The sequence below is a fragment of the Gordonia sp. (in: high G+C Gram-positive bacteria) genome, assembly GCF_047600385.1.
Classification (GTDB): domain Bacteria; phylum Actinomycetota; class Actinomycetes; order Mycobacteriales; family Mycobacteriaceae; genus Gordonia.
Map to the genome: position 1 here is coordinate 755299 of NZ_JASGKZ010000001.1, position 15974 is coordinate 771272.

15 protein-coding genes are annotated in these 15974 nt (G+C 70.4%); 4 read left to right on the forward strand and 11 right to left on the reverse strand.

Annotation, left to right across the window (positions count from 1 at the left end; all coding sequences use genetic code 11):
* Window positions 1-87: 87 nt before the first annotated feature.
* From QM809_RS03510 to QM809_RS03525, 4 genes are all read right to left on the reverse strand, one after another.
* Entirely contained in the window at window positions 88-1266 is a 1179-nt protein-coding gene (locus QM809_RS03510) for a DUF6297 family protein (RefSeq protein ID WP_415044439.1), read from the reverse strand.
* Window positions 1263-1886, reverse strand: coding sequence for an ABC transporter ATP-binding protein (locus tag QM809_RS03515; RefSeq protein ID WP_415044440.1), 624 nt, complete (start codon window positions 1884-1886; stop codon window positions 1263-1265). Before QM809_RS03515 ends, QM809_RS03510 begins: the two co-directional genes overlap by 4 nt.
* Before the next feature lie 99 nt (window positions 1887-1985).
* Window positions 1986-2336, reverse strand: coding sequence for a hypothetical protein (locus tag QM809_RS03520; protein ID WP_415044441.1), 351 nt, complete (start codon window positions 2334-2336; stop codon window positions 1986-1988).
* A gap of 64 nt (window positions 2337-2400) precedes the next feature.
* Window positions 2401-2832 carry a GtrA family protein gene (locus QM809_RS03525; protein ID WP_415047003.1) on the reverse strand — a complete coding sequence of 144 codons (432 nt, stop codon included), beginning with the start codon at window positions 2830-2832 and terminating at the stop codon, window positions 2401-2403.
* Between the two features lie 203 nt (window positions 2833-3035).
* Here QM809_RS03525 and QM809_RS03530 point away from each other — a divergent pair, with 203 nt between their 5' ends.
* Complete coding sequence (locus tag QM809_RS03530; protein WP_415044442.1) at window positions 3036-4244, forward strand: alpha/beta hydrolase family protein; 1209 nt, start codon at window positions 3036-3038, stop codon at window positions 4242-4244.
* 283 nt (window positions 4245-4527) lie between these two features.
* Here the strand turns inward: QM809_RS03530 and QM809_RS03535 are convergent, their stop codons facing one another.
* From QM809_RS03535 to QM809_RS03565, 7 genes are all read right to left on the reverse strand, one after another.
* Entirely contained in the window at window positions 4528-4971 is a 444-nt protein-coding gene (locus QM809_RS03535; protein ID WP_415044443.1) for a universal stress protein, read from the reverse strand.
* Window positions 4972-5121: 150 nt separating this feature from the next.
* The gene (locus QM809_RS03540) at window positions 5122-6066 is read right to left on the reverse strand and encodes a LysR family transcriptional regulator (protein ID WP_415044444.1); all 945 of its coding nucleotides are present in this window, start codon (window positions 6064-6066) and stop codon (window positions 5122-5124) included.
* Window positions 6067-6283: 217 nt separating this feature from the next.
* Window positions 6284-6712, reverse strand: a complete 429-nt coding sequence (locus QM809_RS03545; RefSeq protein WP_415044445.1) for a Zn-ribbon domain-containing OB-fold protein — start codon at window positions 6710-6712, stop codon at window positions 6284-6286.
* Window positions 6713-6741: 29 nt separating this feature from the next.
* Window positions 6742-7728, reverse strand: coding sequence for a thiolase family protein (locus tag QM809_RS03550; RefSeq protein WP_415044446.1), 987 nt, complete (start codon window positions 7726-7728; stop codon window positions 6742-6744).
* 279 nt (window positions 7729-8007) lie between these two features.
* Window positions 8008-8232 carry a hypothetical protein gene (locus QM809_RS03555; protein WP_415044447.1) on the reverse strand — a complete coding sequence of 75 codons (225 nt, stop codon included), beginning with the start codon at window positions 8230-8232 and terminating at the stop codon, window positions 8008-8010.
* A gap of 1205 nt (window positions 8233-9437) precedes the next feature.
* The gene (locus QM809_RS03560) at window positions 9438-10328 is read right to left on the reverse strand and encodes an SMP-30/gluconolactonase/LRE family protein (protein WP_415044448.1); all 891 of its coding nucleotides are present in this window, start codon (window positions 10326-10328) and stop codon (window positions 9438-9440) included.
* Window positions 10325-11494: a CaiB/BaiF CoA transferase family protein gene (locus QM809_RS03565; protein WP_415044449.1), complete on the reverse strand. Its 1170-nt coding sequence runs from the start codon at window positions 11492-11494 to the stop codon at window positions 10325-10327. The genes QM809_RS03560 and QM809_RS03565 overlap by 4 nt, the downstream gene beginning before the upstream one ends.
* A gap of 181 nt (window positions 11495-11675) precedes the next feature.
* On the opposite strand from QM809_RS03565, the gene QM809_RS03570 reads away from it, so the two are divergent.
* From QM809_RS03570 to QM809_RS03580, 3 genes are all read left to right on the forward strand, one after another.
* Window positions 11676-13094: an FAD-binding protein gene (locus QM809_RS03570; RefSeq protein WP_415044450.1), complete on the forward strand. Its 1419-nt coding sequence runs from the start codon at window positions 11676-11678 to the stop codon at window positions 13092-13094.
* A 71-nt stretch (window positions 13095-13165) separates the two neighbouring features.
* Window positions 13166-13927, forward strand: coding sequence for a decaprenylphospho-beta-D-erythro-pentofuranosid-2-ulose 2-reductase (locus QM809_RS03575; protein WP_415044451.1), 762 nt, complete (start codon window positions 13166-13168; stop codon window positions 13925-13927).
* Window position 13928: 1 nt separating this feature from the next.
* The gene (locus QM809_RS03580; protein WP_415044452.1) at window positions 13929-15938 is read left to right on the forward strand and encodes an arabinofuranosyltransferase; all 2010 of its coding nucleotides are present in this window, start codon (window positions 13929-13931) and stop codon (window positions 15936-15938) included.
* Window positions 15939-15974: the final 36 nt, after the last annotated feature.

The following is a 15974-nucleotide window of genomic DNA, read 5'->3' on the forward strand; positions in this document are numbered from 1 at the left end:
CGGTCCGGCGGCCTGCCGCGTGCGGGGTGCAGGCCGCCGGACCCTCTTCCGTTCCCGATACCGCAGACCCCGCCGACGGCGACGGGATCAGAACGCTCCAGCCACCAGGAGCGTCACCGCCAGAGCGCCGAGCCCCCGGATCTGAGCGAAGAACAGCTGGAGGTTCACAGCGGAACCGGTCATCGGATCGGCGGTCACCGGACCGTCGTACCGCAGTTCCGGCCGCAGCCCTCGGCGCAGCACCGCGACGGCCGTCCCCGCCGCCAGGATCACCGCGGCGACCGGCGAGAGCGACCACCACGGCAGGACGACGGCGGCGGCCGCGAGCGTGCCGAGCACCGGAATCAACGCATGACAGCCGTAGACGAACCGGTCCGAGAGTCCCGTCGCACGACGCAGCGCCGCCGACCGGACCGACACGCGCAGACCCCCGGACACCGAACAGCCCGCGCAGTAGACCGCGAGCACCGCGACGACCGTCTCGGCGTGCCGGAAGTCGAGGAGCACCGCGGCCCCCACGCCCGCCGCGACCGAGACCGACCAGCGCACGAGCGCATCCGGGTGGCGGAGCAGCCTGCGGAGGTCCACCCGCATGAGTGCCGAGGCGGCGCCGCCGGGGAGACTCCGACCGCCGGCCCGCACCCGGGCACGCTGCCAGCGGGTGACGCGTGCCTCCTCCAGCCAGGAGACGTCCAGCATCGTCAGGGCGAGCCCCAGCGCACCGGAGTAGCCGTCACGCGGAGCGAAGGTCTTCCGGTGCAGGTTCCCCGGGGACAACGACGACGCCCGCGGCGGCGTCGTGCCGTGCCGCCGATCCCGTCGCCGCTGCCGCAGATACGCCAGGACGTACCCCGGCGCCGCCCCGGCCGCGGCGCCGCCGACGGCGACGACCGCGAGCTCGGGCACCAGTGTCGCCGTGAGCCCGCCGACCGCGGCGCCGGCTGCGAGCGCCACGCCGAGCACGGTGACCGCTCGGCGGCGGAGCACCGTCGAACGGTCGGCCGGGCCGGCCAGCCGCCAGCGTAGATCGGCGGGGTCGACGCGGACCGGTCCCCACCGCGACGAGATCGCGAACACCGATGCCGCGACGCCGACGACCACCCCCGACACCACGAGGCCCGGGTGGGCGGCCGCGCCCGACGACAACGCGACGACCTGCGCGACCCGCGACGGCCGGAGCACCTGGACGAGGAGTCCCCCGCCGACAAAGACGAGGAGACCGATCTCCACCGGCCCCAGGTCCGCGCGCCGCAGTGCCGCGATCATCGGTCCGCGCCGTCGCCCAGGGCCAGCACCGTGTCGGCGCAGCGTTCGACGAGCAGCGGGCTGTGGGTGGCGATCAGCACCGCGCGGCCGCTCTCCTTGGCCGCGGTGATCTTCTCCGCGACCCACTCCTGTCCGTCGGTGTCGAGACCGAGTTCGGGTTCGTCGATCACGATCAGACCGGACGGCCGCAGAAACAGGGCGGCGAGCGCGAAACGACGCCCCTGCCCGGTGGACAACGTGTGCGGGAAGCGGTCGTGCAACGCGGCCAGACCGGCGTCGCGCAGCGCACCGATCACATCCGGCCGCACCATCCGGTGGGCGGCCGCGAGCAAAGTGAGATGTTCGGCGAGGGTCACGTCGAAGTAGGCGGCCTGATCGCCGAGCTCCACCGCGACGAGACTCCGGAAGTCCGGGGAACGGTCGTTCGGCGGGCGACCGTCGATCGTGACGGTCCCCGCGTCGAGCAGATCGTCGTCGACGATGCAGCGGAGCAGGGAGCTCTTGCCCGCCCCGTTGGGGCCGACGACGGCCGCGCAGGAACCGCGGTCGAGTTCCAGACTGAGATCGGTGAAGAGGCGCTGGTCGCCGATACGGCGGGCGGCGCCCGAAACGGACAGCATGAAGGGTTCTCACTCTCGGGATCACGGTGCGCGGGCACCGGGCGGCAATGACACGTCTGCCGCGTCCTCGAGAGGGTTCGACGACTCTCCGGACCGCGGCTACCGGATCGGCGAGGGCGCCCGCGGACCGCGCACCGGCACCGTCCACCATCGAGGCGGACCGGCGGTCGGGACGCGCGACTCCGGGGCGACGGGCCGCACCGGGATCAGCGCGGCCCAGGCGCGATGCCGTCGTTCGAGTGCGATGCGCAACGGCACCCAGCCGCCCGACAGCAGCACCGCGTTCCGGCACACGACGACGGCGACGGCCGTCAGCGCGAAGAAGGAGAGCAGCCAGTCGGCCGGAGCGGCGCCGATCACCTCGCCGGAGAAGGCGGTCAGTGCGCCGACCAGCGTGAGCACGAGATGGATCGGCAGGGATCGGGGCGCACCGCGGTGATCTCGCAGCATCGCGCCTCCTCGCCGTTCGGGCTCCGTCGTCGAGCTTACCGATCCTCCGGAGACCGGACGACCGTCACCGGATCTTGAAGATCACGGCTCGCTGCACGACGAAGTTGATCACGGTGGCCACGCCCTGGGCGATGACGAAGGCGATCGCCGAGAAGAGGAACGTCTCGTCCCAGAGGTGCGAGAGCCACGAGTACAGGCCGACGTTCACCGAGAACGTCACCGCGTAGAGGAGGACCACGGCGATGAAACGCGCGATGCTCGGTTCGGCGCGGAAGGTCCAGCGCCGGTTGATCAGGTAGGCGACCGTGGTGCCGAGGATGAAGCCGAACGCCTTGGCCACCGTGGACGAGGCGCCGAAGACGTACTGCAGGAGCAGGGTGAGACCGAGATCGAGCACCGCCGAACCGGCGCCGGTCGCGACGAAGCGGACGAGCTGCGTCTTCAGGTCGACGTCGGTCGAGGCCTCCTCGTCGTCGAAGGGGAGCTCGACGGGCATCGGCGCATGGCGCGTGCTGAAGTCCTCGTGATGCAACGGGTGCGCGGGATCGTCGTCGTGCGTGCTCTTCGGTTCGGTGTCGGCCACCCTGCCAGCGTAGAGCCCCCGCCCGCCGCAGACGTACGCCGACCAGGCATCCTGGCGGACCGGAACCCGCACACCGGCGTCGTATACAGAAGTGAATTGAGTTAACCTCGACGGTCATGAGACGACGGTCGGTCCGCATCGCCCTCGTGGCCCTCGCCACCGCCTGCGCCGCGGTGTTCGCGGTGGATCCCGCGCCCGTCCGAGCCGAACCCGAACGCGCCACGCCGACCGCGGTCTGGTCCGGGCTGGACGCCCGCGACCACTCCGGCCCGATCGGCGCACCCGGCACCCTGTTGAAGAAGACCGTGCTCGATCGGTCGGTCTCGCTCAGCGGCGCCGCCGCGGCGTACCGCTACCTGTACGCCACCCGGGACGTGCACGGGAAGCCGGCGACCAGCACCGCCGCGGTGTTCCTCCCGCGCAGGCCCGCCCCGGCCGGCGGCCACCCGGTGATCGCCTGGGCGCACGGCACCACCGGGCTCGGCGACGGCTGCACGCCGTCGGCGCTGCCCCGCTCGCCCCGGGACACCGCGTATCTGAACCACTGGCTGCGTCGGGGCTACGCCGTCGTCGCCTCCGACTACGCGGGGCTGGGCACCCCCGGCCTGATGAGCTACCTGAGCGGTGCGGCCACCGCCTACTCGGTGGTCGACTCGGTCCGGGCCGCGCATCGCACCGGTCTGCCGCTCGCGAAGAGGTGGGCGATCGTCGGCCAGTCCCAGGGCGGCGGCGGAGCGCTCAACGCGGCCCGGCGAGCCACCCGGCTCTCCCGCGGCAGCGGCCTGGACTACCGCGGCGTGGTGGCCACCGGCACCCCGGCCAACATCGAACACGTGGTGTGGCAGGCGGGGCCGTCGTTCCCGCCGGTCTCGCTGCCCGCCGGGCTCAACGTGTACGCCGCGTACATCCTCGCCGGATTCACCGATGCCCGCCCGGATCTGCACGGTGAGCAGGCGCTGACCGCGCGTGGCCGCGAGGTGCTGCGCCAGGCGAAGACCCTCTGCTACGCGGAGCTGAAGACCGAGCTGAAGGGCGAACGCCTGAACGGCTGGTTCACCCGGCCGCTCACCTCGATCCCGGGGATCCGGGCGGCGTTGACCGACTACATGTCCACCCCGTACTCCGGGTACGACCGGCCGATCTTCCTCGGCCAGGGCCTGCTCGACCTGGACGTGCCCGCGGTCTCGGCGGGTTCGCTCTACGCGCAGATGCTCGCGGCCGGACAGCCGGTGGAGTTCCACCTGTATCCGGGTGAGGACCACTCCGGCACCGTCCTGGCCTCGCTTCCGGACTCGACGCCGTTCGTCGAACGCATCCTGCGGTAGACGAGTGATCCCCGGTGGCCGGATCTTCTCACCCCCGGTCGCGCCGCTCTCACTGGTCGAGCCACTCCCGTTCGTCGAGCCACTCTCGCTGGTCGAGCCGCTCTCGCTGGTCGAGCGGAGTCGAGACCGGTGTCTGAGCGGCGCGGAGAGATCTCGACTCCGCTCGATCAGCGAAGAGGATGTCGATCAACGTGGAGGACGTCGATCAGCGTGGAGGACGTCGATCGTCGAAGAGGGGGCGAGCACCAGGAATCACTCGTCCAGGCGGGCGGGGACGTCGTGCCTACGGCTCGATCGCGTCGCCGGCCTGCGGAGACCGGTCCACGAGGTCGGCGGCCGAGACGGGATCGGGGCGCTGGTTCTCCTCGCCCGGCTTCACCACCAGGACCGGTTTGCGGCAGGCCACCAGCAGATACTGCGAGGTGCTCCCGAGCAGGAGCTTGCCGACCTGGGTACGCCGACGCATGCCGATGACCAGCATCTCCGCCTCCGGCTCCGCCATCGCCGAGAGGAGTTCCTCGGCCGGAGTGGCTCCGATCGGCTGCTGGATCCGGTAGGCCAGGCCCGACGCATCCAGACGCGCCTCGACTTCGGCGATCTCCTCGGCCTCGACGATCCGGTGCCCGCGGCTCTCGGAGACGGCGCTGATCACCAGGAGTTCGGTGTCACGCAGGCGCGCCTCGACGATCCCCTGCTCCAAACACGCCCGTCCGAAAGCTCCGGACACATAGCCGACGACGATCACCTATCACTCTCCGATCCCGGGCCCGATTTCGAGTTGCTTCGACAGTAACGGACATACCCCGCACCCACCCAGCAGCGGCCTTCGGCGGTTCCTCGCCGCAGCATACGGCGGCGCGCTGCGACCGGCCTTCGGTCAGTCGGTGTCGACGGCGTCGAGCCTGGCCCGGGGCTGGTCGAAGAGGTAGTCGATCAGCGCCTGCACCGCGGGGCCGCGAGCCTGTCCCTGCCGCGTCGCGATCGCCAGCCTGCGGACCGCCCACGGCTCCCGGAGCTCCCGGACCGCGACCTTGTCCAGGTACTCCACCCGCAGTTCGCATTCGGGCACGGCGGTCACTCCGAGCCCCGCCGCCACCAGCGAGAGCACCGTGCTCGACGTGGTGACGCGGTAGCGCGACCGGTACGCCGTCCCGAGCTTGGCCGCCGCCCACGCGAAGGTGTCCGACATCACCCCCACCGCCAGCAGGTTGTGCTCGGCGAGGTCGGCATAGGTGAGGCTCTCGCGTGCGGCGAGCGGATGCTCGTGCGGCACCACGGCCACGACCGTGTCGTTCCGGTACGGACTCGAGACCACCCCGGAGAGATCGAGATTCGGGGCCACGGCGTAGACGCCCAGGTCCGCCTCGCCGCGCGCCACCTCCTGCGGGATGCTCGGGTTGTAGACCTCGGTGACGGCCAGATCGACCTTCGGGTAGTCCGACGCGAACGCGCCGAGCTTGCGCGCCAGCAGCGAACCGATGATCGACCGCGCCGACACGACGGTGAGTTCGCCCGCCACCCCGTCGGTGAGCTCGCTGACCTTACGCCGCATGGCCCCGAGGCTCCCGAGGATCTCGCGCGCGTGCCACAGGAAGATCTCGCCCGCGGGCGTGGGCTCGACGCCCCGCGGGGTGCGGTCGAGGAACTTGGCGCCGGCCGCGTCCTCGAGCATCCTGATCCGCTTGGTGGCGGTGGACGCGGAGATGTTCTCGCGCGCCGCGGCCAGCCCGATCTGCCGCTCCTCGACCGCGGCGATGAACAGCTGCAGCGTGAACAGATCGATGTTGCGAACCAGGTGGTTGACGTTCAGACTGCCCGCCATCAGCGCACCCTCACCACCGCATTGTCATGACTCCGGGCGCGAGCGCCCGGCACCAGGCCAGTATATGACCCGGCGCACAGGTCCCCGATCAGCTGCGTGCGAGACCGTCGAACCGGCCTGCAGGCCCGCGGCCATGCCGTCGACACGGGACTTCAATCGTCCCGGGACCTCCTCGTACACCGTCCTCCGGTCCAGAGGTCGTACTCGGTGAAGCCCGTCATGACCCGTCGTCTTCGCCGTCGAACACGAACACGGGCAGCGTCGCCTCTCCCCGCTGGACGAATCTCGCGCGGACCCGCCGGCCGATGGCGATCTCGTCGGCGGGCTCGTCGATCTGGGCGAACAGTTGATAGCCCTCGTCCATCGCGATGAAACCGACCGTGTAGGGCGCGATCGCCTGCCAGGTCGGGGTGGGGCCGCGCATCACGGTGGAGTGCGACCACACCTCGCCGGTGCCCGCGGCGTCGTGCCAGGTGAGGTCGGTGGAGTCGCAGCGCACGCAGAACTTGCGCGCCGGCCACAGGGTCTCGCCGCACGCGTCGCAGCGCTGGAAGGTGATGCGCTCGTCGGCCAGTGCCGCCCAGTACGGCTCGGCATCCATCAGCGGGTACGGCTGCGGCCAGTCGGTGGGGTTCTCGGTAGCCATCTCGGTGTTCCCTACTCTCGTCACTCTCGTCATGCGGTCTTGGTGAGCAGCAGGACGCCGGCGGCGGCCAGCATGCCGCCGGACCCCTGGACCAGGGCCACTTCCGGATCCCGGGCGGGCTTCGCGCCCAGCGCGGTGCCCCGGAGCTGCCGGACGGCCTCGACGATCGCGTCCATGTTGCAGGAGATGCCGGGCTGGCCGAACGAGAGCCAGCCCCCGTTGGTGTCGGTCGGCAGATCGCCTCCCGGCGCGGTGCGACCCTCCCGATAGAGGTCGATGCCGCGCCCCTTCTCCGCATAGCCCAGGTCTTCCATGATGATCGGGCCCATGTGCGCGAAATTCACCGACAGCTCGCGCACGTCCGCGTCCGACGGCGTGAGCCCGGACATCGCGTACGCCTGGCGCGCGGCCTCGACGGTCGCGGTACTGGTGAGGTTCGGCATCGCTCCCATCCCGGCGAACCTCAGGTCTTTCATGTTCATCCGATCGGTCAGGTACTCGTGCGTGGTCGCCGTGCCGTAACCCTGCAGGTAGACGGCGTCCTGTCCGGGCCGGACGTTGTCGGGCGCGGTGAGCACCACCGCTCCGGCGGTACCGCCCGCCCAGCGGGAGCACATCCAGAGCCGGAGCGGACTCGCGACGTACGGCGAAGCAAGGACCTGCTCGACGTCGATCTCGCCGAAGCGGGCCTTCACCGCGCGCGGGTGCCGCACGCCCCACTTCTGGTTGGCGATCGGCACCTGCGCGAGGTCGGCCTCGGCGAGTCCGAACTCGTGGAGGTAACGGCTGGCCGCCTGCCCGTACAGGGCGGGGATCGTGGGCCCGTAGGGCACCTCGTACTGGGGATCGGCGTCGGCCTGCGCACCCATCGCGAGCGCGTCGACGAAGAGTTCGGTCGCGTCGGACTGGAGGCAGACGACGTACTCGGCGCGGCCCGCCCGGATCATCTCCGAGGCCACCCCGAGCGAACCGGTGAGGCCCGCGCCGTGCAGCGTCATCTCGCTGGTGAAGACCATCGGCATTCTGCATGTACGAGAGGAAGATGTTGCTCCACTGCGAACGTTTGTCAGCCCACGGCGACCGGCCGGTGAGCAGGACGTCGACGTCGGACTTCGTGATCCCGGCGTCGGCGAGCGCGGCGATCACGGCCTCCGCGGCGAGCTGCAGCGGATCCTTCCGGTTCTCCTTGTCCGCGTAGGCGTCACCGAGACCGACGACGGCCGCGACGGGCCCCGTCGTTGGGGTGCTCATCTGTAGTTTCTCCTGACTGTGGGGCGGGGGTGGCGGAGGCGTGCTCATCCGCGTTCGATCAGCGCGACCTTGACGTGGTCGGGTCTCTTGAGCGTCAGCTCCGGGACGAGGGTCACGACGGCCTTGACGTTCAGCGCCGAGCGGATCCGCCGTTCCAGACCGTCGACCAGCGTCTCCCGCGCCTGCGGCCCGACGCCGTCGGCGTACTCCACGACCACCTGAAGCGGTCTCTGCGTGGAGTGCCCCTCGAAGTCGGCGCGGATCCGCATCTCCGCCGGTCGCGACGGGCTCGAACTCGGAGACCAACTGCTTCACGGCCGAGGGGAACAGATTGATGCCCCGGACGATGAGCATGTCGTCCGTGCGTCCCACGCACCGGACCTTGTACCCCGTGCGCCCGCACGGGCAGTCGGTACCCGTCACGACCACGTGATCGCGGGTACGGAAGCGCACCAGCGGAGACGCCTGCCGGCGCAGTGCCGTGTAGACCAGCTCGCCCTCGGCGCCCTCGACGGGCTCCTTCACCTCTCCGGTGTCCGGGTCGATCAGTTCGACGACGATCAGGTCCGGCGAATGGAAGTGCATCCCGTCCTGAGCCTCGCACTCGCCCCAGTACAGGCAGCCCAGATCGGTGCCACCGAGCATCTCCCGACTCGTCGCGCCCCACAGTTCCTCCAGCTTCGCGCGTGTGCCGGGGAGACCTCCGCCCGGCTCGCCTCCGACGCTGATCGCGCGCACGCCGAGGTCGCGCGCCGCGATCCCGACGGTGCTCTCGGCCGTCTCGCCGAGATAGGCCGCGAAGTTCGGGGTGCCGACGAGGAGTTCCGGCCGCTGGTCGGCCTGCACGCGCAGCAGCCGGTCGACGTCCGCCTCGGCACCGATCGGGATGTCGACGATGCCCATGTACTGCACGATCTGCAGGATCGGGACCCCGCCGACGAAGCCCTTGCTCATTCCCAGCGCATGCAGCATGCGGTCGCCCGGCCGGAAACCGTTCGCGTAGAAGGCACGAGCACCCAGCTCGCACCAGGTCTCGATGTCCGAGCGGGTGAGACCGACGTACGACGGGCTGCCCGTGGTCCCCGAGGAGGCCTGGACCTGGACGATCTCCGAGTCCGGGGCCGCCTGATGCAGACCGAGGGGGCGCCGCGCGGCCAGCGAGTCGCGCAGCTCGTGCTTCTCGGTGAACGGCAGAGTCACCAGATCGGCCGCGGACCGGACCCGCGTGGGGTCGACACCCGCGTCCCCGAACTTGCGGCGGTAGAACTCGCTGTGTGCGGCGATGTACGCCATCTGCTCCACGAGCGCGGCGTTCTGCAGATCGTCGTGCTCGGCGCGCGACAGGCTCTCCACCGCACTCCAGTGCTGTTCCGAATGTGGTCGTGCCACGGGATTCCTTCTCACTGTCTCTTCCAGGGGTACGTCGTCGAGGCGCGGGTCTTCGAGACGTGGGTCGTCGAGGGGTGCGCGGGGATCAGGCGGGCACGTCCACCCGGACGGCGACGAGCTCGCTCTTCGGGTCCGCCTTGCGCTCCTCCGGGTCGAAGCTCGGCGCGGTGCAGACGAACAGGGTGCGCCCGTCGGACCCGCCGAGTGCGCAGGCGAAGACGCCGGTTCCCGGCGAGACCTCGTCGACGATCTCGCCGTCGAGCACGCGGACCACGCGGCCGTGGGCGAAGTCGGCCACCCACAGCGCGCCTTCGGAGTCGAGCGCCGATCCGTCCGGGGCCACCACCATGTCGCCGAGCGCGGCGAACGGATCGGTGGCGTCCGAGGGCTCGCCGTACTTCGCCCATACGCGCCGGTTGCTCAGCGCGCCGTCGTCTCCGATGTCGAACGCGGTGGTGCGGTTGGCCCAGGACTCGTTGACCCTGAGGACCCCGTCGACGATCACCATGCCGTTCGGGAAGTACAGCCCGTCGGCCGCTTCGGTGACGGTGCCGTCCGGCCCGACGCGCCAGATCGACGTCGAACGCAGCTCGTCACCGGCGAAGAGGTCGAACCCGAAATGGCCGACGTAGGTCGCCCCGGACTCCGGGTCGACGACGATGTCGTTCCCCCAGCCGACGAGCTTGCCCGCGAGATCGGCGTGGACCACGACCGCGCCGTCCGGCTCGCGGCGCAGCAGCGCGTGATCGAGCATGGACATCACGACGAGCCTGCCGTCCGGCAGCCAGCCCAGGCCCGACGGCTGATCCGAGAGCGAGGCCTCCACCCGCAGGTCGGAGCCGTCCTCGTTCGCCGACAGCACGCGCTTGGTGTACAGGTCCGACACCCAGATCCGGCCGTCGTGCCAGCGCGGTCCTTCCAGGAAGGTGTGTCCGGACAGGACCGTGGTGGTCTCGTACTCGGCCGAATCGGTCATCTCTCGTCTCCAGGGGTCGGTTCGCGGTGGGTGAGCAGGTGGTCGAGGTCGGCGTCGTTCGCGCCGATCGGTTGCGCGGAGTGGAGCGGGCCGGGACGCTCGCCGTCGAACGACAGCGGCAGGCCGACGGTCGCGATGTCGTCCCGGTCGGGCGGCGGACCGATGATCCCCAGTGCCGCGGTCTGCTCGTGGGCGACGAACTCCGGGATCGTCTGCACCGGCGCCGCCGGGACACCGTGCGGCCGCAGCACCGCGCGCCAGTGATCACGCGTTCCGGTACGCAGCACGTCGCCGATCAGTCGCTCGAGTTCGTCCCGGTTCGCCAGCCGGGCCGCGTTGGTCGCGAACCGCGGATCGCCGGACCACTCCGGATGCCCCAGCGCGGCGGCGAGTTTCGCGAACAACGGGTCGTTGGCGCAGCTGACGATCAGATCTCCGTCGGCCGTCGGGAAGGCGCGGTGCGGCACGATGAACGCGACACCCGACCCGTGGCGTGATCCCGGATCGCCGTCCGCGTGGAATCCCGCGATCGCGATGGTGTTCCACGCGATGGCCGTCTCCAGCAGCGAACTGTTCACCGTGGCACCCGCACCGATCCGCCCGCGCCGGACGAGCGCCGCGAGGATGCCGATCACCGACCACATCCCCGAGCCGAAGTCGACGATCGAGACGCCGGCGCGCACCGGCGGCCCGTCCGCCTCACCGGTCAGCGACATGATCCCGGCGAAGGCCTGCATCAGGGGGTCGTATCCGGGCTCGTCCTTCAACGGCCCGACGTGGCCGAAGGCGCCGAGTTCGCAGTAGATCAGTTCCGGGGCGTCCGACCGGAGCGAGTCCGCGTCGAGCCGGTGCCGCGCGGCGCTGCCGGGCCGCAGGTTGTGCAGGAACACATCGGCGTGTTCGACGATCAGTCGGCGCAACCGGTCCGACTCCCCGGCGTCCGTGAGGTCGGCGCGGATCGTCTTCTTGCCGCGATTGATCGCGTGGAAGGCGGCTCCGTCGCCGCGCCAGATGCTGGGTCCCCAGCCCCGGGACGAGTCTCCCGTCGGCCGTTCGGCCTTCCAGACCTCGGCGCCCAGCGAGGCGAGGATCTGCCCGGCGAACGGTGCCGACGCGCTGTCGCCCAGTTCGACGACGACGATCCCGGCCAGCGGTGATTCGTGCATCTTCCTGCTTTCCGATCGATGGAGACCCGTGGACCGAACGTAAGGCCGGTCACACGGGAACATCAAAGGAAGAATTCGAAACAGCGCATTCGCGTTCTCGAAACGGGCCCGGCGGCGAAGGACCACGGTGTCGGGCCGAGCCCAGGCGATTCACAGGTCGGGGCAGGTATCCTCTAGGGCGATGACGAACTCAGAAGTATTCCCGATCGAGACCCGCACGCTGATGGGCTGGGGTCGCACGATGCCGATCGAGGGCAAGGTCCTGTCGACTCCGTACCCCGAGGTCATCGCCGACGCCGTCGCGCGCGTGGCCGACGAGGATGCGGACAAGCCGTCGTATCTCAAGCGCGGGGTCATCGCCCGCGGCCTCGGCCGTTCGTACGGCGAGAACGCCCAGAACGCGGGCGGCCTCACCGTCGACATGACGCGTCTCACCCGGATCTACTCGATCGACGACGAGACCGCGATCATCGACCTGGATGCCGGTGTCGACCTGGACACCCTGATGCGCGTGGCCCTGCCGCACGGCCTGTGGGTCCCGGTGCTCCCGGGCACCCGCCAGGTGACCATCGGCGGCGCCATCGGCTGCGACATCCACGGCAAGAACCACCACAGCTCGGGCAGCTTCGGCAACCACGTCACCGAGATGCAGCTGCTGGTGGCCTCCGGCGACGTCCTGACGCTGCGCCCGGACGGCTCGCCCGACGACCCCGACGCCTCCGTCTTCTGGGCGACGGTCGGCGGCATTGGCCTGACCGGCATCATCCTGCGCGCCAAGATCAAGATGACGCGCACCGAGACCGCGTACTTCATCGCCGACGGCACCGTCACCAAGAGCCTGGACGAGACCATCGCCCTGCACATGGACGGCTCCGAGGACAACTACACCTACAGCTCCGGCTGGTTCGACGCGATCAGCAAGCCGCCGAAGCTGGGCCGCGGCACCTTCTCGCGCGGCTCGCTGGCCACCCTCGATCAGCTCCCGGCGAAACTCGCCAAGGATCCGCTGAAGTTCGACGCCCCCACGCTGGTGAACTTCCCGGACGTCTTCCCGAACGGGCTGGCCAACAAGTTCAACTTCTCGATGGTGGGCGAGGCCTACTACCGGATGGGCGGGAACTACACCGGCAAGATCCAGAACCTGACGCAGTTCTATCACCCGCTGGATCTGTTCGGGAACTGGAACCGCGCCTACGGCAGCAAGGGCTTCCTGCAGTACCAGTTCATCGTGCCGCCGGAGGCCGTCGAGGAGTTCAAGGGCATCATCTACGACATCCAGGCGTCCGGACACGTGAGCTTCCTCAACGTGTTCAAGCTGTTCGGCGAGGGCAACCGGGCCCCGCTGAGCTTCCCGATGCAGGGCTGGAACATCTGCGTCGACTTCCCGATCAAGCGGGGTCTGCACGAGTTCGTCACCGAACTCGATCGTCGTATCCTGACCATCGGCGGCCGCCTGTACACGGCCAAGGACTCGCGCACCACCGCCGAGACCTTCCACGCCATGTACCCGCGGATCGACGAGTGGCTCGAGGTACGACGCCGCGTCGACCCGAACAGGGTCTTCATGTCCGACATGGGTCGGCGCCTCGAACTCGTCTGAGCTGCTCTCGACTCCGTCCCCCGTCGAGAACCGCTGCTCTCGACTCCGCTCGATCAACATAGGAACCCCTCATGCGTAACGCCGTCGGCGTCCCCAAGTCCGTCCTCGTCCTGGGCGGCAGCTCCGAGATCGGTCTGGCCATCACCGCCGAGTTCCTCTCCCGCGCCCCGATGCGCGTGGTGCTCGCCACCGTCCCGAACGATCCGGCCGCCGAGGCCGCCGTCGCCCAGATGAAGGCCGCGGGCGCGTCGAGCGTCGAGCGGATCGACTTCGACGCCCTCGACACCGACTCGCACCCGGGCGTGATCGACGCCGCGTTCGCCGCCGGCGACATCGACGTCGCGATCGTCGCCTTCGGCATCCAGGGCGACGACGAGGAGGCCTGGCAGAACCAGAAGCTGGCCGTCCTCGAAGCCGACATCAACTACACCGCCGCCGTCTCGGTGGGCGTGCTGCTCGGTGAGCGCATGCGCGCGCAGGGCCACGGCCAGATCATCGCCATGAGCTCGGTCGCCGGCGAGCGGGTCCGTCGTTCCAACTTCGTCTACGGCTCCACCAAGGCCGGCCTCGACGGCTTCTACCTCGGCCTCGGCGAGGCGGTCCGTCCGAGCGGCGTGAACGTCCTGGTGGTCCGCCCCGGCCAGGTGCGCACCCGGCTCTCGGCGCACGTCGCCGAGGCGCCGCTGACGGTGAACAAGGAAGACGTCGCCCAGCGCGTGGTCGCCGCCGTCGACAAGGGCAAGGAAGTGATCTGGGTTCCGGGCCCGTTCCGGTTCATCATGATGGTGCTCCGGCACATTCCGCGGCCGGTCTTCCGCAAGCTCCCCGTCTGACGTGACCGCGTCGGCCGCCGAGTCCCCCGCAACCGACTCCGCCTCCCCGTCCTCCGGGACGGCCGGGGGCGGAGCCGTGTCGTCGTCGCGCCGTCGCGGGTTCGATCTGATCGAGCTCGGCGGCGCGCTGGTGCTCGGCGCCGGCGTGGCGACGGTGGGGCTGCGGGTGATCGACGCCGCGCAGTGGCCCGCGTTCAACACGTCCAACGTGACGCGCTCGCTCACCACGCTCGGCCAGGCGGTCTTCGTCCTGGTCGCGGTGACGGCGGTGGTGCTGGCGCGGTACCGGCGCGGCGGCCGCCTGACGTCGTCGTGGCTGGGCTCGATCGCGTCGGCGGGCCTGGTGACCGCGACCCTCGGGATGCCGCTGGGCGCGACCAGCCTCTACCTGCACGGTCTCACCGCCGACCAGCAGTTCCGGACCGAGTATCTGACCCGCCTCACCAGCAGTCCGCACCTGGCGGACATGACCTTCGCGGATCTGCCGCCGTACTATCCAGCGACCTGGTTCTGGTTCGGCGGCCGCTACGCCGACCTGATGGGGCTGCCCGGCTGGGAGGCCTACAAGCCCTGGTCGATCGTCTCGCTGGCCGCGGCCGCCGCCCTGGGCACCGCGCTGTGGAACCGCATGGTCGGCACCGTGGTGGGCACCGGCGTCGGCCTCGCGGTGGCCGCGGCCGTGCTGCAGTACTCCTCGCCCGAGCCGTACGCCGCGGTGCTGATCCTGGTCGGCGTCCCCGTGCTCGTGGTGATCGCTTCGGCGTTGCGCGGTCACGGCAGACTCGCCGACGGTCCCGCGCCGCTGCGTGAGACGAGTTGGCTCGCGGTGGTCGCCGCGGGACTGTTCCTCGGTGTCTCGGCCACCACCTACACGCTCTACACCGCGCTGTTCGCGGGCACCGCGATCCTCATCGCCCTGGTCTACACGGGGCAGACGTGGGTGCAGATCCGGAACACCGCGGTCGACGACGACCGGATCGCCGCCTGGCGCCGCGCCCGGGTGACCGGTGTCGCGGTCCGGCTGATCGTCATGGGCGCGATCGCCGGCGCGGTGGCGCTGATCTTCTGGTTCGGCTACCTGAAGGCCCGCTTCGGCGCCTCGGTCACCGTCTCCGGCGCGGCCGAGCACTACCTGCCCGAGGCCGGCTCGGTGTTCGGTCTGCCCATGCTCAAGCCCACCCTGCTGGGCCTGCTCTGTCTGCTCGGCCTGATCTGGGCGGTCAGTCGGATGCGCCGGCGAACCCTCGCGTTCGCACTGGTCACCGCACTGGTCGGCATCGTGGTGCTCACGATGACGTCGCTGGCCCGCACCGCGATCGGCAGCACCCTGCTCTCGTTCCGGCTGGAGGGCATCACCGCCGCGATCCTGGCCGCCGCAGGCGTCTTCGGCGTCGTCGAACTCGGCCGGCTGGCCGTCGACCGCTTCGGCGACGTCCGCACCCTGGTCGGGGTGCTGGCCGCGGTGGGGGCGCTCGGCGCCGCGCAGGCGGTGCCCGCGTACCTCTCCTCGGAGATCACCATCGCCTACACCGACACCGACGGGGCCGGCCATCGCGCCGATCAGCGCCCGGCGGGCGCGGAGTCGTACTACCGCGAACTGCACAGGTTGATCCGCGAGCAGACCGGGAGGCCGGCGACCGAGAACGTCGTCATGACGGCCGACGTCGGTTTCGCGTCGGTCTACCCGTACTGGGGTTTCCTGGGGCACACCTCGCACTACGCGAATCCGCTCGCCGAGTTCGACGCCCGGGCCGCCACCGCCGCGAAGTGGGCCGAGTCGAGCACCCCGCAGGAGCTGAAGGCCGGACTGGATGCGAGCCGCTGGCGCGCGCCGAACGTCTTCCTGTTCCGGTACAGCGCCGACGGCTACACCCTCCGCCTGGCCCAGGACGTCTACCCGAACGACCCGAACATCAAGCGCTACACCGTCGTCTTCGATCCGGCCGCGTTCGACGATCCCGCGTTCACGGTGACCGAGGTGGGACCGTTCGTGCTGGTCATCCGGAAGTGACCCCCGGCTAGGCCCCGCTCCCCGAGCTCGCCTGCG